Below are 20090 nucleotides of genomic sequence, written 5' to 3' on the forward strand. Positions count from 1 at the left end.
ACCCACAGATTCCGACCTGTGAGTCTTGGCGTCAGGGTCGGTCGCGAATAGCCGCGACACAGCTCTTTCGCCGTCGTTTCGTTCGGGCGCCCTTGACCTTTTCCGGAGGCTCGCTTATAGACGCGCCTCCATGAACCGTTTGACGCGGAATGCGAGTTCCTGCGGCGTTCGGCTGTTATCAGGTGGGCCAAAATCCCGACCGGGGCGGCAAGCGAAACGGCGGTTTCACGAATTTCGGCCGAAAGGCCTTGTTTTTTCCGGCGCATGCCGGCGCAGTCCCAGGTTTTCCGGCGCAAGCCGGCGCAGCTCAAGGCCGGCGCGTTCAGGAATCGAAAGGAAGTTCACATGTCCCGCCGTTGCGAATTGACCGGCAAGGCCGTTCAGACCGGCAATCTGGTCAGCCATTCCAATCACAAGACCCGCACGCGGTTCCTGCCGAATCTGGTCAATGTCTCGTTGATCTCGGATTCGCTGAAGCGTTCGGTGCGCCTGCGCATCGCCGCCGCCGCCCTGCGCTCGGTCGAGCATCGCGGCGGTCTCGACGCTTTCCTGCTCAAGGCCCGCGACGCCGAACTGTCGGTCGACGCTCTCCGCCTGAAGCGCGAGATCGCCAAGAAGGCCGCCGAGGTTCAGGCCCAGGCCTGAACGATTGACGCCTGAGCGTCTCACTGACGGATCAAGAAAACGGCGGGCTTTTGGCCCGCCGTTTTCTTTTTGTTCGGCATTCTCTATCAGAGAACGTCCACCGGCGCGCCGACCGGAACGCGCTCGTAAAGGTCGATGACGTCGTCGTTCATCATTCGGATGCAGCCGGAGGACACGTTCTGGCCAATGGTCCAGGGCTCATTGGTGCCGTGGATGCGATAGACGGACGAGCCAAGGTAAAGCGCGCGGGCGCCGAGCGGGTTTCCCGGCCCGCCCTCCATATGGCGCGGCAGATCCGGGCGGCGCTTCAGCATTTCGGGCGGCGGCGTCCAGCCCGGCCATTCGGCCTTGCGGCTGATGGACTTGTGGCCGGACCAGGTGAAGCCGGGGCGGCCCACGCCGATGCCATAGCGCATGGCGCGGCCCGGCGCGGTGACGAGATAGAGGTAGTGCCCGGGCGTGTCGATGACGATCGAGCCGACCCTGCGCCCCATCGGGTAATCGACTTCGCGGCGCAGCAGCTCCTGCGGGATTTCCCGGCTGGGCTGCGCCGGCGCGAGCGAGGCCTGCATGGCGTTGGCGGGGGGCTGGTTCACCAGCACGCCGGCGGGCGCGTAGGCGTTGGGTCGCGTATAGGCCGCCTGTTGCTGTTGGGGGCCGCGCGGCGCCATCTGGCCGCCGGTGGCGAGAAACTCGATGAAGCCGCCGCCCAGATTTTGGGCTTGGGCCGGGGCGAGGGGCGCAAGACAAAGGGTGAGGCCGCACGCGGCGCTCAGATAATAACGTGACATCACGGCCGGACTCTCCCATGCTCGATCTGGGAGGTAAGTATAATTACTAAAATTGTAGCGGAAAGAGTTGTATGATATTTTGGTTATTCAAGTCATAATGGTAAAAAAAGGTTTAATATTCCGCCTTTTCGCCTGAGGCGCTCCAGTGTCGGAGTGATTTTCTTGACGAATGCGCTGCGCAGACCGGCGACGTCGAAAATGGCGACGATCACGGCGTAAAGGCTGCCGCAGAGCGCGATCTGGGCCAGCATGACCACGAAGCCGGGGGGCAGCGCGCGTAAGGGGACGCCAATCCCCGCCATGCCGGCGCAGCCAAGAATTGTCAGGGCGAGGTCGCGGACCCGCGGCCATTGCGGCGCGTTTGCCTGGGCGAAGCCGATCAGCACGACCATTCCGACCGCGAGCGCGAGGCTTTGCGAAATGGCGAGGCTGGAGGCGTCGTCGCCGCGCGGCAGGGCAAGAATGAATAAGGGATCGGCGATGCAGGCGGCGAGCGCCGCCGTCACCAGCGGCAGGGTTTTCTGCTTGATCTGGAAAATCGGGTGAATCGCGAATTGGGTCATGCCGTAACAGAACAGGCCCGGCAGCATCAGGCTGAGGAAATGGGCGAAGGGGCCGCGAAAGGCCTGCGGCACGATCAGGGCCTCGACCGAAGGCAAGACGATCCAGAGCCCGACGCTCGCCGGCGCGAGAATGGCGAAGACGATGGCGATATTCTGCGCCACCTGCGCTTTGGCTGTTTCCTCGCCATGGGAATCATGCGCGCGAACCGCGATCTGGAACAGCAGGACGTCGAGCGCCGAGCCCACCGCCTGCACCGCGCGCAGGCCGAGATCATAGGCGAGCGCGAAACGGCCGGTTTCGGCGAATCCGAACCAGCGCGCGACGAGGTCGCGATTGGCCAGCGGGATCAGCTGATAAAGCACCACGGCGGCGACGATCGGCGCGGCGTAGCCGGCGAAATGCCGGGCGAGCTGCGGCTCGGCCTGCGCCAGCGCCGCATCGCGGTCCTTCAGGCCCGGGCGCCAGAGCAGCATGGAGCCGATCAGGCTGGCCATGCCGGCGACGAGCGCCACGGTGGCCGATCCGGTGGCCCAGGCGCCGCCGGCGGTCATGACAAGAGCGAATATGTTCTTGCTCACGATCAGCCGCACATAGAGCCGGTCGTCGAAGCGGGCGCGCACCAGGGCGGTGTGAAAGTCGAACAGGCCATTGGCGATCGAGGCCGCGAAGGCCAGGGCGACCAGCTTGCGCGGCAAAGAAAACTCCGGCCCCAGGAAGGCGAGCGCCAGCGCGAAGGGAACGAACAGCAGCGCGGCGGCCAGAAAGGCGGCGTCGAGCGTGGACCTGATTTTCGGGGTCTCGGTCCGCGCCCGCTCGGAATAGAAGCGGACCGCGCACAGGCGGATCCATTCGAACGCCAGGATCTGGCCGAAGGCCATGACGGCGATGGCGAGGGCGAATTTGCCATATTCCGCCGGGCCGAGAAATCTGGCGACGATCAGGCCGACGATCAGATTGAAGATCGTATTGACGAGAAACGTCAGAACGACGCTCATGCCGAAGGTCCTGTCCGCGGATCGATGTTGTGGGCGCCGGATGACATGCGTCCAATCTAGGCGCTTGTCGATAAGAAAGTCTTGTGGCGGCCCTTAACCAACGCTCTGCCGCAGGCCGTCCGCGCCTTGACAGTCGAGGGGGCCTTCCCTATTTACCGATCAGCCTGTTGGCACTCGTCAGGCGTGAGTGCTAACAGGCCCACTTTTCCCAGCCCACGGCCGTTCGGGCCGCGCCGGCTCCAACTACAGGACATACCCATGGCCTTCCGTCCCCTGCATGACCGCGTCGTCGTCAAGCGTCTCGATAGCGAAGAAAAGACCAAGGGCGGCATCATCATTCCCGATACCGCCAAGGAAAAGCCCCAGGAAGGCGAAATCGTCGCCGTCGGCCCCGGCGCGCGCGATGAAGCCGGCAAGCTCGTCCCGCTCGACGTCAAGGCGGGCGACCGCGTGCTGTTTGGCAAGTGGTCGGGCACCGAAGTCAAGATCGACGGTCAGGACCTCCTGATCATGAAGGAATCCGACATTCTCGGCATCGTCGGCTGATCCTTCTTCCCCTCATCATCCCCGTAGGAGCTTGATTCATGGCTGCTAAAGAAGTTCGTTTCTCCACCGACGCGCGCGACCGTCTGCTGCGCGGCGTCGAAATCCTCGCCAATGCGGTGAAGGTCACTCTCGGCCCCAAGGGCCGCAACGTCGTGATCGAAAAGTCTTTCGGCGCGCCGCGCATCACCAAGGACGGCGTCACCGTCGCCAAGGAAATCGAACTCGCTGACAAGTTCGAGAACCTCGGCGCCCAGCTCGTCCGCGAAGTCGCCTCCAAGCAGAACGACATCGCCGGCGACGGCACCACCACCGCGACGGTTCTCGCCGCCTCGATCGTGCGCGAAGGCGCCAAGGCGGTCGCCGCCGGCCTCAACCCGATGGATCTGAAGCGCGGCATCGATCTGGCCGTCGAGGCCATCGTCGCCGATCTCAAGAAGAACTCCAAGAAGGTCACCTCCAACGACGAGATCGCCCAGGTCGGCACGATTTCGGCTAATGGCGACAACTTCATCGGCTCGGAAATCGCCAAGGCGATGCAGAAGGTCGGCAATGAAGGCGTCATCACGGTGGAAGAGGCCAAGAGCCTCGAGACCGAGACCGACATCGTCGAAGGCATGCAGTTCGATCGCGGCTATCTCTCGCCCTATTTCGTCACCAATGCTGAGAAGATGATCGCCGAGCTCGAGGATCCCTATATCCTCATCCATGAGAAGAAGCTCTCGACCCTCCAGCCGCTGCTCCCGGTCCTCGAGGCCGTGGTCCAGACCGGCAAGCCGCTGCTGATCGTCGCGGAAGACGTCGAAGGCGAGGCTCTCGCCACCCTGGTCGTCAACAAGCTGCGCGGCGGCCTCAAGATCGCCGCCGTCAAGGCGCCGGGCTTCGGCGATCGCCGCAAGGCCATGCTGGAGGATATCGCCATCCTCACCGCCGGCACGGTCGTGTCGGAAGACGTCGGCATCAAGCTCGAGAACGTGACGCTCGCCATGCTGGGCCGCGCCAAGAAGGTGCGCCTCGACAAGGAGCACACCACGATCGTCGACGGTTCGGGCGAGAAGTCCGACATCGAGGGCCGCATTGCCCAGATCAAGGCGCAGATCGAGGAAACCACCTCGGACTATGACCGCGAGAAGCTCCAGGAGCGCCTGGCCAAGCTCGCGGGCGGCGTCGCGATCATCCGCGTCGGCGGCGCGACCGAAGTCGAAGTGAAGGAAAAGAAGGATCGCGTCGAAGACGCCCTGAACGCCACCCGCGCTGCGGTGGAAGAAGGCGTTTCGCCCGGCGGCGGCGTCGCCCTGCTGCGCTCGATCAAGGCTCTGGATGCGGTGGCCACCACCAATGGCGACCAGAAGACCGGCGTGGACATCGTCCGCAAGGCGATCCAGGCTCCGTCTCGCCAGATCGTCGACAACGCCGGCGCCGATGGCGCGGTCGTGGTCGGCAAGCTGCTCGAGTCCTCCGACTACGCCTTCGGCTTCGACGCCCAGTCGGGCCAGTATGTCGACATGGTCAAGTCGGGCATCATCGACCCCACCAAGGTCGTGCGCACCGCCATCCAGGACGCCGCCTCCATCGCGGGCCTGATCGTCACCACCGAGGCGACGATCGTCGAAGCCCCGAAGAAGGACGCCGGCCCGGCGCTGCCCCCGGGCGGCGGCATGGGCGGCATGGATTTCTGATCCCGCCTCTCCGCAATCCAGTCACGGGAAGGCCGCCTCAGGGCGGCCTTCTTTTTTTGGCTTCTTTTCGACTGGAAAGCCCCCGGCTGAGGCAAGACATGACCATAGCCACTTTCGCGCGAACCAAGGGCGCCATAACCCTCCTACGGATTGTTCATTTGTAATTCACGCTGAACTGGCGATAGTCGCCGCCTGGGCCGGAGGGGCTTATGGACGCAACGCGCAACAAGAAAATCTTGGGTACGCCTGTTTCGATTCCGCGCGCGCAGGCGGAAGAGAGCGAGTCCGGCCTCGGACGCAAGACCGTCACAAGGGCCGATCTGCTCGACGCAGTCTATAACGCCTGCCCAACGCTTTCGCGGGCTCAGGCGCGCGATCTGTTCGAAATGACCCTGGAGGAGATCGTCGGTTCGCTGCTGCGCGACGAAGCCGTGAAGCTGCGCTCTTTTGGCGCATTCAACGTCCGCGCCAAGCGCGAGCGCATCGGCCGCAATCCGCGCAATGGCGTCGAGGCGACCATCGACGCGCGCCGCGTCCTCACCTTCAAGGCTTCGCCGACGCTGACGGCCCGCGTGAACGGCTGGGCCGCGCCCGTCGCCGAAGACGACTGATCGCCAGTCACGGCGGGCCGCAAATAAAAACGCCGGACGGCAAGGGCCATCCGGCGTTGAAAGTCTCGGGCCAAAAAGTCGGAGCCAAGCGCCGAGAGCGCCCGGAAAAGTCTCAGTTCGTTCCCAACAAGGTGGAAATCTTGGCGATCGGCGCATGCAGGGACGATTGCTGCTGCGCGGACGTCCGCAGATCCGGCGCCGACTTCGACTTGGGGCTGGCCTGGGCCTCGGCGAGCAGCAAGGCGTTCGCCGGCGCCGAGGCGGCGCGGGTCGGCGCGGTCACGCGGGTCTTCGGCTCGTCGAGGGCGATTTCGAGCGGCGGCACCAGGGCGTCCGGCCGGCTCACCTCGGCGATGCGATTGGCGAATGCCGGATGCTGGGCGCCGTCCCTGTAGACCAGGCGGACGGGGCGCTCGCCCTTCGCGACGATCTCGGCCACGGCGGCGGAGTCGGTTCGTTCGATCGCCGCGACCTTGGTCTCAACCTCGGAATCATATTTCAGCGGCGGGCAGGGCGCGCTGGCGTCCATCGGCTGGCTCGGGTCCACCTGAGCGCCGAAGACATAATGCTTGTTGCAGACATTGACCGAGACGTCGCGCTTGCTCGCCTCGAAATGGTCGTTGCCCTTCTTCAGCTCCTTCCAGAACGCCATGTTGGGATCCAGCCGGTATTTGGCGAGATTCTGGGCGTTCATATGGAAGGGATAGGCCTGCAGCTGGATCGAGCGCTGGCCGCCGGCGAAAGAATCGCGCGAGAGCGCGTAAATATCGGCGATCTGGGCGTCGGTCATGGCGAAGCAGCCGGCCGAGGAACAGATGCCATGCACCATCACCGAACCGCCGGTCGCTCCATGGGCGCGGTCATAAGCGTTGGGATAGCCGACGTTGAACGAGAGGTAATAGGACGAATTGGGATTCATCATCGCCGGGGTGATCGAATAAAATCCCTCGGGCGACTGGCGGTCGCCTTCCTTGATCTTCGGGCCGAGCTGGCCTGACCAGCGGCAGATCGGGAAGGTCTTGAGCAGGATATAGGTTCCGTCCGGACGCATCTTCCAGACTTCCAGCTCCGATTCCTTCTTGAAGGCGCGGATCAGGATCGGCGCGGTCGGCGCCACGCCCTTTTCGTTCATTTCGGCGAGAATTTTCGGGGACACAGCCTGCATGGCGCGCGAGTTGTCATGCGCCTCGTTGCAGCCGGAAAGCGTCGCCGCGAGTCCGATCGCCGCGCCCGCGACGAGCGCCTTGCGCTGGGCGCGGGCCGCTACGGACAAAGAAAGGCCGCTCATGGTCATGTTCCATCGATCTGCGGGGCGCGTCCAAACCATGTTTGAAAAAGCATGAAGGACTTCGCGCCGTTTCGCTGGAATTAAATCCATGAAGCTTTCATCTTCCATTAACAAGCGGCGGGAAACCGCCGCCATGGTGAAGAAATCTTTAAGCGCAAGCGAATCAAGCGCGAAACGTCAGCCTTTGCGGCCCATCGCCAGAAACTTTTCCTCGCGAAGCGAGCGCACGTTCTGCGGAGGCAGACCGTTGAACCGCTTCAAGGCCTTGTTCATGGCGTCACCCGCGGCCTGAATGGCGGCGGCAGGATCGCGATGGGCGCCGCCGACAGGTTCGGCGACAATGCCATCGATAATGCCGAATTTAAGCAAATCTTGGGCGGTGATCTTCATGTTGGTCGCGGCGTCCTGCGCGCGTTGCGAATCGCGCCACAGGATCGAGGCCGAGGCCTCCGGCGAGGCGACCGTGTAGATGGCGTGCTCCATCATCAGCACGCTGTTGCAGGCGGCGATGCCCAGCGCGCCGCCTGAGCCGCCCTCGCCGATCACCAGGGCGACATTGGGCGTCGGCAGGATCAGGGCGGCCTCGGTGGCGCGGGCGATGGCTTCCGCCTGGCCGCGCTCCTCGGCCTCGACGCCCGGAAAGGCGCCGGCGGTGTCCACGAAGGACAGAACGGGCAGGCCGAAGCGCCCGGCCAGCTCCATGATGCGCACGGCCTTGCGATAGCCTTCCGGCTTGACCATGCCGAAATTATGCTTGAGCCGGGACTCGGTGTCGGAGCCCTTCTCCTGGCCGAGAATGGCGACGGACTGCCCGCGGAAGCGTCCGAGCCCGCCAATCATCGCCTCATCCTCGGCGAATTTGCGATCGCCGGCGAGCGGCGTGAAATCCTCGATCAATTCGCGGATGAAGTCGAGGCAATGCGGGCGCTGCGGATGCCGCGCGACCTGGGTCTTCTGCCAAGGCGTCAGGCTGGCGTAGAGATCGGCCAGGGCCTTGGCGGCCTTGGCCTGCAACTTGGCCAGTTCCTCCCCGATCGGGGGCGAATCCTCGCGCTCCGACAAGGCCCGCAGGTCTTCGACCCTGGCTTCAAGTTCGGCGACGGGTTTTTCGAAATCGAGATAGGAGGCCATGGTCCGGCTCTTGTGGGCTACGGTCTTGGGGGTAACGGCCTTGGGGGCGCGCGCCGGCGTCTCCCGCCGTCCGGAATGGTCGGCGGGGCTGGCGGAAACTGGACATTTGCGGTTGCGAAGTCAAGTTGTCCGAAACGATAGGCCGGATAGGTTCAGAATTTCAGCGACTTGACCCGCTTCACCCCGGGCAGGGCGCGGGTCAGAGCGAAGACCGGCGCGGGAACCTCGCCGTCAATGCCGACCAGCGCGACCGCCGAGCCGCCCTCCGCGTCGCGGCCCAGCGCGAAAGTGGCGATATTCACCCCCGCCTCGCCGAGCAGCGTGGCGAAACGCCCGATGAAGCCGGGCTTGTCCTCGTTGGAGACATAGATCATCGACGGCGCGAATTCGGCCTCCGCCCGTGTGCCGCCGATTTCGACAATGCGCGGCTTGCCGTCGTTGAACACGGCGCCGGACAGCGCGAAGGCGCCGCTTTCCGTCACGACGCTGAGCGAAATCAGCGAGTCGTAATCGCCTTCCGCCGCCCGCGTGACCTCGTCGATGACGATGCCACGCTCCTTGGCCACCACCGGCGCGGAGACCACGTTCACATCCGCCAGCATCGGGCGCAGAAAGCCGGCGAGAGCTGCGGCGGTCAGCGCCTTGGTCTTGAGTTCGCCGACATGGCCTTCATAGGTGATGGTGAGCTTGCGCACGCCCGCCTCGGTCAATTGCCCCGCGAATGAGCCGAGTTTTTCGGCCAGCGCGATGAAGGGTTTGAGCCTCGGCGCTTCTTCGGCGGTGATGGAGGGGAAGTTGACGGCGTTCGAAATGGCGCCGCGCATCAGATAGTCCGACATCTGTTCGGCTACCTGCAAGGCGACATTCTCCTGCGCCTCATTGGTCGCGGCGCCGAGATGCGGCGTGCAGACGACATTGGGATGGCCGAACAGCGGATTTGAAACGGCGGGCTCTTCCACGAAGACATCGAAGGCCGCCCCCGCGACATGGCCGGAGTCCAGCGCCGCGCGCAGCGCCGCCTCGTCGACCAGCCCGCCGCGCGCGCAATTGATGATCCGCACGCCCTTTTTCGTCCTGGCGAGATTTTCCGCCGAGAGGATGTTCTTGGTCTGGGCGGTCATCGGCGTGTGGAGCGTGATGAAATCGGCGCGGGCGAGCAATTCGTCCAGATCGACCTTTTCCACGCCAAGATTGACGGCCCGTTCCGGCGACAGGAAAGGATCGAAGGCGATTACGCGCATTTTCAGGCCCATGGCGCGGTCGGCGACAATCGCGCCAATATTGCCGCATCCGATGATTCCGAGCGTCTTGCCGGTGATCTCGACGCCCATGAAGCGGTTCTTCTCCCATTTGCCGGCCTGGGTCGAGGCGTCGGCGGCAGGGATCTCGCGCGCCAGCGCGAACATCATGGCGATGGCGTGCTCGGCGGTGGTGATGGAATTGCCGAAGGGCGTATTCATCACGATGACGCCGCGCGCCGTGGCGGCGGGAATATCGACATTGTCCACGCCGATGCCGGCGCGGCCGATCACCCGCAGCTTTTTGGCGTTTTCGAGGATCTTGGCGGTGGCCTTGGTGGCCGAGCGGATGGCGAGGCCGTCATAATCGCCGATGACTGCGGCGAGCTTGTCCTTGTCCTTGCCGAGCGCCGGCTGGAAATCGACCTCGACGCCGCGCTCCTTGAAAATGGCGATGGCGGCGGGCGACAAAGCATCCGAAATGAGCACACGAGGCGCCATGTTTTCCTCCCCAGGAAGGACGCAGGCGTTTTTTCGCCCGTCGCCCCGAAATGTTTTGAAAAGACGATGAACCTTCCGCCCGGCGCGATTTTCGCTGTCCGGGCGGCTCGATTCTTTCGATGACGGGCGTCAGGCGGCGAGTTCGGCCTTGGCGATCGCGTAAGCCCAGTCGAGCCATTGCGTCAGCAGCGCGACGTCCGAAGCCTCGACGGTCGCGCCGCACCAGACGCGCAGTCCGGGCGGGGCGTCGCGATAGGCGCCGATGTCATAGCCCGCCTTTTCCTTCTCGACGAGCGCGGCGAGCTTCTTGGCGAAGGCCGCCTGGGCCTCGGCGGGCAAGGCCGTCACGGCGGGATCGATCACCTTCAGGCAGACGGAGGTGTTGGAGCGGATCGGCTCGGCCTTGGCGAGGAAACCCGCCCAGCGGCTCTTTGCGGCCCAATCGGCCAAAACCTTGGCGTTCGCATTGGCGCGGGCGATCAGCGCGTCGAGCCCTCCGATGCTTTTTCCCCAGTTCAGCGCGTCGATATAATCTTCGACGCAGAGCATGGACGGGGTGTTGATGGTTTCGCCCTCGAAAAGGCCCTCGATCAGCTTGCCGCCCTTGGTCATGCGGAAGATTTTCGGCAGCGGCCAGGCGGGCGAATAGCTTTCGAGCCTCTCCACCGCGCGCGGAGAAAGGATCAGCACGCCATGTGCGCCCTCGCCGCCAAGCGCCTTCTGCCAGGAGAAGGTCACCACATCGAGCTTGGGCCAGTCGAGCTTCTGGGCGAAGGCGGCGGAGGTGGCGTCGGCGATGGTCAGGCCGGCGCGGTCGGCGGGGATCCAGCCGCCATTGGGCACGCGAACGCCCGAGGTGGTGCCGTTCCAGGTAAAGATCACGTCATGGTCGAAATTCACCGCGCCAAGGTCGGGGATTTCGCCATAGGCCGCCTTGAGGACGCGCGCATCCTTCAATTTCAGCTGCTTGACGATATCTGTGACCCAGCCCTCGCCAAAACTTTCCCAGGCCAGCGCGTCAACCGGGCGCGGGCCGAGCAGCGACCACATCGCCATTTCCACGGCGCCGGTGTCGGAGGCGGGCACGATGCCGATGCGATAATCGGCGGGAACCTGCAAAACCTCGCGGGTGAGGTCGATCGCGAGTTTCAGCTTGGCCTTGCCAATCTTGGCGCGATGCGAGCGGCCGAGCGGCGCGTCCTTCAAGGCGTCGAGCGACCAGCCGGGGCGCTTGGCGCAGGGTCCGGACGAAAAATTCGGGCTTTTCGGCAGTTCGGCAGGCTTATTTGTCATTCCATCCTCCCAGATGGGCGTCCCGCATTGGGGCGAGATGTCCCGAACCGGCGATACGCCTGAGTTTTGGCGCGGTCAAGCGCGACGAAAGGCCGCCGGATATTCCCGCCGCGCTCCAGCCTCTTTCCGGATGCCTGAATCGTCGTTCCCGACTAAGGTCGAGGCAAAGCCCGAGGCGATACGAGGAAGACGATGAGCGATCCGCGCCAATTGGAAATGACAGTGCTGATGACGCCGGACATGGCCAATTTTTCTGGCAAGGTGCATGGCGGCGCCTTGCTCAACCTGCTCGACCGCGTCGCCTTTTCCTGCGCTTCGCGCTTTTCGGGGCGCTATGCCGTCACGCTGTCGGTCGATCAGGTGACGTTCAAGGAGCCGATCCATGTCGGCGAGCTGGTGACTTTCCGCGCCAGCGTCAACCATGCCGGGCGCACCTCAATGGAGGTCGGCATTCGCGTCGAGGCGGAGGACATCCGCAAGGGCACGCGCCGCCACACCAATTCCTGCTATTTCACCATGGTCGCGGTGGATGACGACGGCCGTCCGGCCCGGGTGCCGCCGCTGACTGTCGAGACGCCCATCGAGACGCGCCGCAACCGCGCGGCCGAATTGCGCCGCTCGCTGCGCCGGCAGGTGGCCGAACAATTGGAAAAGACCACCGCGCCGGGCGAGAGCTGAAACTTCAGCTCTCGCCTTTAGTCGCGAAAGCCGCCGCCGCTCGGCCCGCCGCGCGTCCGGTGGCGAAACAGGCGGTGAGCAGATAGCCGCCGGTCGGCGCCTCCCAGTCCAGCATTTCGCCAGCGACGAACAGTCCGGGAAAACTTTTCGCCATCAGCTTGTCGTCCAGCGCGTCCCAGATCACTCCGCCGGCGGTGGAAATGGCGCGCTCCAGCCCGGCGACGCCTGTCACGCGCAGGGGCAGGGCCTTGATCCGCTCCGCGAGGCCTTCGGGCGTCTCGGGCAGCGGCCCGCATTCGCGCATGAGCGTGATGGCGAGCGGACTCAGGCCCGCCGCCTTGCGGATAAAATTGGATTGGCTTTGCTTTCCGCGCGGCCACGCCAGCTTGTGCGCCAACGTCTCCGTGGGGACGTCGGGGCGCAGATCGATGCTGATCCCCGTTTCGCCGTCGCGGGCCAATTGATCGCGCAGATCGCCGGAGAGCGCATAGACAGCCCCGCCCTCAAGCCCGCGCCGGGTGACCATGGCTTCGCCGCGTACAACCCTTGAGCCGCAGCGCAAAGCAATGTTTTTCAGCGGCTGGCCTTCGAACTTTTCCGCGAAATATTTCGACCAGCCGATCAGCAGCCCGGAATTGGCCGGATGCAGCGGGCTCGACGGCAAGCCCGCCTCGGCGAGCGGCGCGACCCAGCTTCCGTCGGCGCCGAGGCGCGGCCAGGAGGCGCCGCCAAGCGCCAGCACGATGACGTCCGTCTCGACGCGCCGCGGCCCCTCCGGCGTCTCGAACAGAGCCGCGCGTTCCTGGAAGCCGCGAAAATCATGGCGCAGCCGGATCTTGACGCCGAGAGCGTCGAGACGCCGCAGCCAGGCGCGCAACAAGGGCGAGGCCTTCATCGCGCCCGGAAAAACCCTGCCGCTGGAGCCGACAAAGGTTTCCTGACCCAGTCCGGCGCACCAGTCGCGCACGTCCTGCGGGCCGAAAGCGTCGAGAAAAGGTTTCAAGCGCTCCGCCGCCGCGCCATAGCGCGTCAACACGCGCGAAAAATCCTCGGAATGGGTGAGATTGAGGCCGCCGCGTCCCGCCATCAGGAATTTGCGGGCAGGGCTGGCCATGCGCTCGTAAAGGGTGACGTCGATCCCGGCTTCGGCCAGAACTTCGGCGGCGCTGAGCCCGGCAGGGCCCGCGCCGATGATTGCGGCTGTTTTCTTCATGTCCTGCTTTACAAAACTTCGCCGCGCCATGCTATTGCGCATCATGACGACAAAAATCCAGATTGTGGTGGACGAGGCCGGCATCGGGCAGAGGCTCGACCATTATCTCGCCGCCCGGCCCGAACTCGCGGCTGAAAGCCTTTCGCGCACACGCATTCAGGGCCTGATCGAAAGCGGCCTCGTTTGGCTCGACGAAGCGCCGGCCTTGCAGACCAAGACGAAACTGCGCGCGGGCCAGATCGTCGAGATCGAGGTGCCCGAACCGGCGCCCGCCGCGCCGCAGGGCGAAGCCATCCCGCTGAACATCGTGTTCGAGGACGAATTTCTGGTGGTGCTCGACAAGCCCGCGGGGCTGGTCGTCCATCCCGGCGCGGGCCATGAGACGGGAACCCTTGTCAACGCCCTGATCGCCCATTGTGGCGAGTCGCTCTCGGGCATTGGCGGGGTGAAAAGGCCGGGAATCGTGCATCGGCTCGACAAGGACACCTCCGGCCTCCTCGTCGTCGCCAAGACCGACGCCGCTCATCAGGGCCTTTCAAAACTTTTCGCCGATCATGGCCGCAGCCTGTCGCTAACCCGCGAATATCTCGCCCTCGTCTGGGGCGAGCCGGACCGCCAGAGCGGGACCATTGACGCGCCGCTCGGCCGCCATGCCATCCAACGCGAGAAAATGGCGGTGGTTCCGGAGGCGCGCGGGCGCGAGGCCGTCACGCATTGGCGGCTGCTCGAAAAATTCGGCGCCGATCGCGACAACAAGCCGATTGCGAGCCTCATCGCCTGCCAGCTGGAGACGGGCCGCACGCATCAGATCCGCGTCCATTTCGCCCATACCGGCCATCCGCTGCTGGGCGACAGCACTTACGGCGGCGGCTTCAAGACCAAGGCCAGGCAATTGAGCGAAGCCGCGCAAAAAGCCCTGGCGGCGCTCGGCCGTCAGGCGCTGCACGCCCGCGCGCTCGGCTTCGAGCATCCGGTCACGGGCGAGGAGCTGCTGTTCGAGAGCGAGCCGCCGGAGGATTTCCAGGACCTGCTGGCGGCCCTGCGGCAGGCCTGACGCGCGTTCATTTCGCAGCGAACGAGAGCTTCCGCCCGGCGAAAGACCGCCAGCGGTCGGCCAGAATTTTCCCGGCGTTCATGCCGGGCCGTTCGACCAGCAAATAGGTCGCCGACGTCAGAGCGACGAGGACGATGGCGACGAGCGGCATCAGCAGGGGCAGGAACGGCGTGGCGAACAGGTCCGTCAGCGCGCCGCCACGGGTGAAAAGCAGGAAAAGCGCGATGCCGTGCATCAGATAGAGGCCATAAGAACATTCGCCGAGCACCAACGCGGCCTTGGTCCGTAGAAGCCCCCCCAAATCATTGCCGCAGGCGACCGCGAAAAAGAAAATGGCGAACAGCGGCCAGGCGAGATCGTAAGGCGACTTGAATTGAGTGGTCGCCACAACCAGGGCGAGGAGCGCACACCAGGTCGCGGCGCGCGATTGCAGCCAGCGGGCGATCACCGGGCGGTTCTGCGCTTCATAGGCCAGCATGCCGGTGGCGAAGAGCGGCATAAATTTCCACAGGTTGACCCCGGGAACGAATTTCTTGCCGATCGAAGAGACCAGAATGATTGCAGCAGGCAGCATCCAACTGGGCAGGCGCCGGGCGAGCAAATCGACCAGCAGCGCGCAGACTGGCAGCGCAACCAGATAGAATTGCCATTCATATTTCAGCGACCACAGCACGTAGGCGTTCACCCGGCCCGGGTCAGCATAGCCGAGCAGGGGCGGCATGCCTGCGGCGGTAATCCATTGCAACGCCGCGCCGGGGAAGTCCGCATCCAGATGACGGCCCGTTTTGACCATGACGACGGCGGTCACGCAGACAAAAGTCAAACTGCTGAGGGGGATCAGGCGGAATGCGCGCGCAATGAAGACGGCCGGCCATGAATTTGCTTGAAAGCCAGCGAGAATTCGAGGGTAGAACAGCAGGCCGGTCGTCATGAAGAACAGGGTGACGGCTCCGGCGCCCAACTGCGCGAAGAGATAGGCCGACGGCGGGGCCCAGCTCCCCCCTAGGCGGGTAATCTCGAGCCAGATCACGAAATGCGAAATCATCACGGACAGGGCCATGAAGCCCCGCAGGCCGTCGATCCGCCCGATCCGCTTTCCGCCGGAGGGAAGCGGAAAACCGGCCTTGGCGATCATTTCGGCGATGACGATCGCAGCGACGAAGGCCAGAACGGCGCCAACGCAAATGCCGAAGACGGGATAGGACATTGGCGTCATGGCGCTGTTCAGATCACTCAGTCAAATGGAGACCGCTCAGGCCGCCGCCGCGACCGCCTCGCAGACGTCGTCGACCACCTGCTCGATCAGGGCGCGGTCGTCGCCCTCGGCCATGACCCGGATGACGGGCTCGGTGCCGGAGGGGCGGATCACCAGGCGGCCTTCGGCGCCGAGCTTCTGCTTGGCCGCCGCGATCGCCTTGGACACTTCCTGCTTTTCGAGCGGCCTGCCGCCCTTGAAGCGCACGTTCTTCAGAATTTGCGGCAGCGGGTCGAAGGTGTGGCAGACTTCGCTGACCGGCCGGCCCTGCCGCTTGACCACCGCCAGCACCTGCATGGCGGCGACCAGTCCGTCGCCGGTGGTGCAGTAATCCGACAGGATCAAATGGCCGGATTGCTCGCCGCCGATATTGTAGCCGTGCTCGCGCATATGTTCGAGCACATAGCGGTCGCCGACCGGAGTGCGGGCGAGGGACAGTCCGATTGACTGCAGATAGCGCTCCAGTCCGAGATTGGACATGATGGTGGCGACAATGCCGGGCTGCGACAGCCGGCCATCCTCGTGCCAGCTTTGCGCCACGACAGCCATGAGTTGGTCGCCGTCGACCAGCCGGCCATGCTCGTCCACGATCAGGACGCGGTCGGCGTCGCCATCGAGCGCAATGCCGATGTCGGCGCGCAATTCGCGCACCTTCCGCATCAGGGCCTCAGGCGCAGTGGAGCCGACGTCGCGATTGATGTTGCGTCCGTCCGGCTCGACGCCGAGCGAAAAGACCTCCGCGCCAAGCTCCCACAGCGCCTCGGGGGCGACCTTGTAGGCGGCGCCATTGGCGCAATCGATGACGATGCGCATGCCCTCGAAGGACATGTTGCGCGGCAGCGTATGCTTGGCGAATTCGACATAGCGCGCGCGAACATCGTCGACGCGGCGGGCGCGGCCAAGATCAAACGGCCTGGCCAGTTTCGCGCCGAGGTCGGAATCCATCAGCGCCTCGATCTGGCGCTCGACGTCGTCCGACAGCTTGTAGCCCTGCGGGCCGAACAATTTGATGCCGTTGTCCTCGTAGAGATTATGCGAGGCGGAGATCATCACGCCGAGATCGGCGCGCATGGAGCGGGTGAGCATGGCGACGGCCGGCGTCGGCATCGGGCCGAGCACGAGCACGTCCATGCCGACCGAGGTGAAGCCGGCGACCAGCGCGTTCTCGATCATATAGCCCGAGAGCCGCGTGTCCTTGCCGATCACGATGCGGTGGCGATAGTCCCCGTTCTGGAAGACGAGCCCGGCCGCCTGGCCCACTCTCAGCGCCAGGTCCGGGGTGATGACCTTGTTCGCAAGGCCACGAATGCCGTCTGTGCCAAAATATTTGCGGCTCATCGCAGAACAGTCTCCGTCAAAGGCGGGGGGAATCCCATGATACCGCGCTGTATATAATGGAATTCAGCCTAAGCGCGTTCACAAAACATGACTAGCTTTAACAGGGATGGGAGCGGGCTGCAAAAGTGGTAGCCCGCGCGTCGAAATCGGGAGATTTCAATGCGCGGGCCTTAACCTTTGGCTTGAGTTTACGCTTGCGGCGCCGGGGCGAGGCCGGGATCGCCGTCCTGGCCGGTCCAGGTCGACTTCCCGGCGGCGGGCACGGGCGAGCGGCGCGGGCTGGCCGGCGTGTCGTCCGGGTTTTCGCGGATCGGCTCGACGCCCTGCATCAAGCCGAGGATTTCGTCGCCGGTGAGGGTCTCGTATTCCAGCAGGCCCTTGGCGAGCTTTTCGAGATCCTCGCGGCGCTCGGTGATGATGCGCCGCGCCTCGGCCTGTCCGGCCTCGACGAGACGGCGCACTTCGCTGTCGATCTTCTGCGAGGTCGCCTCGGAAATATTCTGCTGGCGGCCCATGGAATAGCCGAGGAAGACCTCTTCCTGGTTCTCGCCATACATGACCGAGCCGAGTTCGTCCGAGAAGCCCCAGCGGGTCACCATTGCGCGGGCGAGCTTGGTCGCCTGCTCGATGTCGCTCTGCGCGCCCGACGTCACCTTGTCCTTGCCGAAGATGATTTCCTCGGAGACGCGGCCGCCCATCAGCACGGCGAGACGCGAGGTCATCTGCTCGTAGCTCATCGACAATTTGTCGCGCTCGGGCAATTGCATGACCATGCCCAGCGCACGGCCGCGCGGGATGATCGTGGCCTTGTGGACAGGATCGGTCGCCGGAACGCTCAGCGCAACAATGGCGTGGCCGCCCTCATGATAGGCCGTGAGCAGCTTTTCCTGTTCGGTCATGACCATGGTGCGGCGCTCGGCGCCCATCATGATCTTGTCCTTGGCGTCCTCGAACTCGTCCTTGGTCACGACGCGCTTGCCGCGCCGGGCGGCGAGCAGGGCGGCCTCGTTGACGAGATTCATCAGGTCGGCGCCGGAAAAGCCCGGCGTGCCGCGCGCGATGACCTTGAGGTCGACGTCCGGCGACAAGGGCACCTTGCGCGCATGGACCTTGAGGATCTTTTCGCGGCCGATCACGTCGGGGTTCGGCACCACGATCTGGCGGTCGAAGCGGCCGGGGCGCAGCAGGGCCGGGTCGAGCACGTCGGGGCGGTTGGTCGCGGCGATGAGGATGATGCCCTCATTGGCCTCGAAGCCGTCCATCTCGACCAGCAGCTGGTTCAGGGTCTGCTCGCGCTCGTCATTGCCGCCGCCGAGGCCCGCGCCGCGATGGCGCCCGACCGCGTCGATTTCGTCGATGAAGATGATGCAGGGCGCGTTCTTCTTGGCCTGCTCGAACATGTCGCGGACGCGGCTGGCGCCGACGCCGACGAACATTTCTACGAAATCCGAGCCGGAAATCGTGAAGAAGGGCACATTTGCCTCGCCGGCGATGGCGCGGGCGAGCAGGGTCTTGCCGGTGCCGGGCGGGCCGACCAGCAGCACGCCGCGCGGAATGCGGCCGCCAAGACGCTGGAACTTCTGCGGATCGCGCAAAAATTCAACGATTTCCTGCAGATCTTCCTTGGCTTCGTCGACGCCCGCGACATCCTCGAAGGTGACGCGGCCGTGGGCCTCGGTCAGCAGCTTGGCCTTGCTCTTGCCGAAGCCCATGGCCTTGCCGCCCGCGCCCTGCATCTGGCGCGAGAGGAAGATCCACATGCCGATGAAGGCGATGAGCGGCAGGCCGTTGACCAGCAGGGTGACGAGCCAGTTATTGCCGTCGGACGGCGGCTTGGCCGTGATCTGCACGTTCTTCTTGTAGAGCGTGCTCACGAGGCCGGGGTCGCTCGGGGCATAGGTCGAGAAAGCCTTGCCGTCCGTGTAATGGCCGGCGATTTCGGCGCCCGAAATCGTCACGTCGCGGATGCGGCCCTGATCGGCCTCGCTCAGAAGCTGGCTGAAATTGATTTCCTGGGTCGGCGCATGCTCACTCGGCTTCTGAAACAGCACGACGAGCGCAACCACCAGGAGAACGATGATCACCCATAAAGCGAAATTGCGGAAATTTGGATTCATATCCTGTCCTGCGAAGCCTCTCCGGACGAGCGTCGCGCGCCGGTCGCTGTTTTTCGATATGTAGGCCGAGAGGCTGGTCTTGCCAAGTAGCGCAAGGCCTCCCGAAGCGAAGCAAGCCCTTATTCAGTCGGAAGTTCAACGAACGCGCCGGGCCGCGACGGTGTTTCAGCCGCCGCCGTTCCGCGCCGACGCGGCGCCTCGCGGAGCAACGTCAGAATTTTCCTCTCATCGACTTTCGCGGCGCATCCGCCCAATGTGGCGCGAAAAGCCGAGCCTTTCCTTAACGCGGCTTGCAGTTTCAGCGCGAAAAGCTCCAGCCGCTCCAGCCGCGACGGCGGCCCGCCGGCCGCCTGTTCGATGGCGAGCGCAAGAAAACGCTCGAGCGCCGCCAGCGGCGCGTCCTCGGCCTGCTGGAGATCATAAACATCACTTTCCGGCATTTTTGTGCGCCGGAACAATTCTTCCGCCGCGTGGTCGAGCGCCTGGTCCGCCTTGCGCGACCGTTCGGCAAGCTTTCCCAGCCGTTCCGGCGTCAGGCCAAGCGCATGGAGGGCGGGCGCGGCGGCGCGCCAGCGGGCGCGGTCGAAAGCGGGATTGGCGTTGGCGGGGTCGGTGAAAAAATCCTGACCCCGGGCGCGGCACAAGTCGATCAGCGCCTGTTTCGGAGCGTCCAGCAACGGACGGAGCAGGCGGCCCTGGGGAAAAACCTGCTCGCGCGCCATGCCCGCGAGTCCGGCGAGGCCGCTGCCGCGCGCCAGACGGATGAGAATGGTCTCCCATTGATCGTCGGCGTGATGCGCCGTGACGACGGCCTTGGCGCCGATTGCGCGGGCGTGAGCGAAAAGCAGGGCGTAACGGGCCTCGCGGGCGCGCTCCTGCAGGCCGCTCGCCGGCTTGTCGCCGCGCCAGACCAGAGTTTCATGGGGCAGGCCCAATGCGCTGGCCCATCGCCCGACCTGCGCGGCCTCCGCGCCGGCATCGGGGCGCAGACCGTGATCGACGGTGGCGACATGGAGGGGAAAGGAGCCGCCCGCGTCGCGCCAGCGCGCGGCGAGATGCATCAGGGCCAGAGAATCCGGCCCGCCGGAGACCGCCAGAACCAGGCCGGACAGGGCTTCGAAACCGGCGAACAGCCGGGAGGGGTCGAGTTCGTCGC

General features: G+C 64.7%; 17 protein-coding genes. 6 read left to right on the forward strand and 11 right to left on the reverse strand.

The genetic code is table 11. The features are described from left to right. The first annotated feature begins 345 nt into the window (after positions 1-345). Positions 346-645, forward strand: a complete 300-nt coding sequence (gene rpmB / locus QM467_RS08030; RefSeq protein ID WP_283365785.1) for a 50S ribosomal protein L28 — start codon at positions 346-348, stop codon at positions 643-645. 86 nt (positions 646-731) lie between these two features. On the opposite strand, the gene QM467_RS08035 is transcribed toward rpmB, so the two are convergent. Then, on the reverse strand, positions 732-1436 hold the full coding sequence (locus QM467_RS08035) for a L,D-transpeptidase (protein ID WP_283365786.1): 705 nt from the start codon (positions 1434-1436) through the stop codon (positions 732-734). A 92-nt stretch (positions 1437-1528) separates the two neighbouring features. Next, positions 1529-2995 carry a lipopolysaccharide biosynthesis protein gene (locus QM467_RS08040; protein ID WP_283365787.1) on the reverse strand — a complete coding sequence of 489 codons (1467 nt, stop codon included), beginning with the start codon at positions 2993-2995 and terminating at the stop codon, positions 1529-1531. A 258-nt stretch (positions 2996-3253) separates the two neighbouring features. On the opposite strand from QM467_RS08040, the gene groES reads away from it, so the two are divergent. From groES to QM467_RS08055, 3 genes are all read left to right on the forward strand, one after another. Then, positions 3254-3541, forward strand: a complete 288-nt coding sequence (gene groES / locus QM467_RS08045; protein ID WP_283365788.1) for a co-chaperone GroES — start codon at positions 3254-3256, stop codon at positions 3539-3541. 38 nt (positions 3542-3579) lie between these two features. Continuing rightward, complete coding sequence (groL, locus tag QM467_RS08050; RefSeq protein WP_283365789.1) at positions 3580-5217, forward strand: chaperonin GroEL; 1638 nt, start codon at positions 3580-3582, stop codon at positions 5215-5217. 209 nt (positions 5218-5426) lie between these two features. Beyond that, the gene (locus tag QM467_RS08055) at positions 5427-5828 is read left to right on the forward strand and encodes an integration host factor subunit alpha (RefSeq protein ID WP_283365790.1); all 402 of its coding nucleotides are present in this window, start codon (positions 5427-5429) and stop codon (positions 5826-5828) included. Between the two features lie 112 nt (positions 5829-5940). Here the strand turns inward: QM467_RS08055 and QM467_RS08060 are convergent, their stop codons facing one another. The 4 genes from QM467_RS08060 to QM467_RS08075 form a co-directional block, all read right to left on the reverse strand. Beyond that, positions 5941-7116, reverse strand: a complete 1176-nt coding sequence (locus QM467_RS08060) for a L,D-transpeptidase family protein (protein WP_283365791.1) — start codon at positions 7114-7116, stop codon at positions 5941-5943. Between the two features lie 177 nt (positions 7117-7293). After that, positions 7294-8247 (reverse strand): acetyl-CoA carboxylase carboxyltransferase subunit alpha, encoded by a 954-nt coding sequence (locus tag QM467_RS08065; RefSeq protein ID WP_283365792.1) that lies wholly within the window; start codon positions 8245-8247, stop codon positions 7294-7296. Between the two features lie 152 nt (positions 8248-8399). Continuing rightward, positions 8400-9986, reverse strand: a complete 1587-nt coding sequence (gene serA, locus QM467_RS08070; protein ID WP_283365793.1) for a phosphoglycerate dehydrogenase — start codon at positions 9984-9986, stop codon at positions 8400-8402. A 129-nt stretch (positions 9987-10115) separates the two neighbouring features. Continuing rightward, positions 10116-11279, reverse strand: a complete 1164-nt coding sequence (locus QM467_RS08075) for a phosphoserine transaminase (protein ID WP_283365794.1) — start codon at positions 11277-11279, stop codon at positions 10116-10118. Between the two features lie 192 nt (positions 11280-11471). Between QM467_RS08075 and QM467_RS08080 the strand changes: the two genes are divergently transcribed. After that, positions 11472-11957 (forward strand): acyl-CoA thioesterase, encoded by a 486-nt coding sequence (locus QM467_RS08080; protein ID WP_283365795.1) that lies wholly within the window; start codon positions 11472-11474, stop codon positions 11955-11957. Between the two features lie 4 nt (positions 11958-11961). On the opposite strand, the gene QM467_RS08085 is transcribed toward QM467_RS08080, so the two are convergent. Further along, a complete protein-coding gene (locus QM467_RS08085) occupies positions 11962-13170 on the reverse strand; it encodes a TIGR03862 family flavoprotein (RefSeq protein ID WP_283365796.1) in 1209 nt (402 codons plus the stop codon). A gap of 43 nt (positions 13171-13213) precedes the next feature. Between QM467_RS08085 and QM467_RS08090 the strand changes: the two genes are divergently transcribed. Continuing rightward, the gene (locus QM467_RS08090) at positions 13214-14224 is read left to right on the forward strand and encodes an RluA family pseudouridine synthase (RefSeq protein WP_283365797.1); all 1011 of its coding nucleotides are present in this window, start codon (positions 13214-13216) and stop codon (positions 14222-14224) included. A gap of 7 nt (positions 14225-14231) precedes the next feature. Here QM467_RS08090 and QM467_RS08095 read toward each other — a convergent pair whose 3' ends face one another. The 4 genes from QM467_RS08095 to tilS all read right to left on the reverse strand — a co-directional run bounded on the left by QM467_RS08095 (position 14232) and on the right by tilS (position 20067). Then, a complete protein-coding gene (locus QM467_RS08095) occupies positions 14232-15440 on the reverse strand; it encodes an acyltransferase family protein (RefSeq protein ID WP_283365798.1) in 1209 nt (402 codons plus the stop codon). Positions 15441-15476: 36 nt separating this feature from the next. Beyond that, positions 15477-16817: a phosphoglucosamine mutase gene (gene glmM / locus QM467_RS08100; protein ID WP_283365799.1), complete on the reverse strand. Its 1341-nt coding sequence runs from the start codon at positions 16815-16817 to the stop codon at positions 15477-15479. 188 nt (positions 16818-17005) lie between these two features. Then, positions 17006-18934, reverse strand: coding sequence for an ATP-dependent zinc metalloprotease FtsH (gene ftsH / locus QM467_RS08105; RefSeq protein ID WP_283365800.1), 1929 nt, complete (start codon positions 18932-18934; stop codon positions 17006-17008). 119 nt (positions 18935-19053) lie between these two features. Beyond that, a complete protein-coding gene (tilS, locus tag QM467_RS08110) occupies positions 19054-20067 on the reverse strand; it encodes a tRNA lysidine(34) synthetase TilS (RefSeq protein ID WP_446737750.1) in 1014 nt (337 codons plus the stop codon). Positions 20068-20090 lie beyond the last annotated feature (23 nt).

It is taken from the genome of Rhodoblastus sp. 17X3 (genome assembly GCF_030056575.1).
Taxonomy (GTDB): Bacteria; Pseudomonadota; Alphaproteobacteria; order Rhizobiales; family Beijerinckiaceae; genus Rhodoblastus.

What these genes read in the sequence shown, in the direction of transcription:
- QM467_RS08085 (WP_283365796.1), bottom strand. Translation starts at nt 13,170, where the DNA reads ATGAAGAAAACAGCCGCAATCATCGGCGCGGGCCCTGCCGGGCTCAGC.
- QM467_RS08055 (WP_283365790.1), top strand. Translation starts at nt 5,427, where the DNA reads ATGGACGCAACGCGCAACAAGAAAATCTTGGGTACGCCTGTTTCGATT.
- ftsH (WP_283365800.1), bottom strand. Translation starts at nt 18,934, where the DNA reads ATGAATCCAAATTTCCGCAATTTCGCTTTATGGGTGATCATCGTTCTC.
- QM467_RS08060 (WP_283365791.1), bottom strand. Translation starts at nt 7,116, where the DNA reads ATGAGCGGCCTTTCTTTGTCCGTAGCGGCCCGCGCCCAGCGCAAGGCG.
- QM467_RS08090 (WP_283365797.1), top strand. Translation starts at nt 13,214, where the DNA reads ATGACGACAAAAATCCAGATTGTGGTGGACGAGGCCGGCATCGGGCAG.
- groES (WP_283365788.1), top strand. Translation starts at nt 3,254, where the DNA reads ATGGCCTTCCGTCCCCTGCATGACCGCGTCGTCGTCAAGCGTCTCGAT.
- QM467_RS08080 (WP_283365795.1), top strand. Translation starts at nt 11,472, where the DNA reads ATGAGCGATCCGCGCCAATTGGAAATGACAGTGCTGATGACGCCGGAC.
- serA (WP_283365793.1), bottom strand. Translation starts at nt 9,986, where the DNA reads ATGGCGCCTCGTGTGCTCATTTCGGATGCTTTGTCGCCCGCCGCCATC.
- QM467_RS08040 (WP_283365787.1), bottom strand. Translation starts at nt 2,995, where the DNA reads ATGAGCGTCGTTCTGACGTTTCTCGTCAATACGATCTTCAATCTGATC.
- rpmB (WP_283365785.1), top strand. Translation starts at nt 346, where the DNA reads ATGTCCCGCCGTTGCGAATTGACCGGCAAGGCCGTTCAGACCGGCAAT.
- groL (WP_283365789.1), top strand. Translation starts at nt 3,580, where the DNA reads ATGGCTGCTAAAGAAGTTCGTTTCTCCACCGACGCGCGCGACCGTCTG.
- QM467_RS08095 (WP_283365798.1), bottom strand. Translation starts at nt 15,440, where the DNA reads ATGACGCCAATGTCCTATCCCGTCTTCGGCATTTGCGTTGGCGCCGTT.
- glmM (WP_283365799.1), bottom strand. Translation starts at nt 16,817, where the DNA reads ATGAGCCGCAAATATTTTGGCACAGACGGCATTCGTGGCCTTGCGAAC.
- QM467_RS08075 (WP_283365794.1), bottom strand. Translation starts at nt 11,279, where the DNA reads ATGACAAATAAGCCTGCCGAACTGCCGAAAAGCCCGAATTTTTCGTCC.
- QM467_RS08035 (WP_283365786.1), bottom strand. Translation starts at nt 1,436, where the DNA reads ATGTCACGTTATTATCTGAGCGCCGCGTGCGGCCTCACCCTTTGTCTT.
- QM467_RS08065 (WP_283365792.1), bottom strand. Translation starts at nt 8,247, where the DNA reads ATGGCCTCCTATCTCGATTTCGAAAAACCCGTCGCCGAACTTGAAGCC.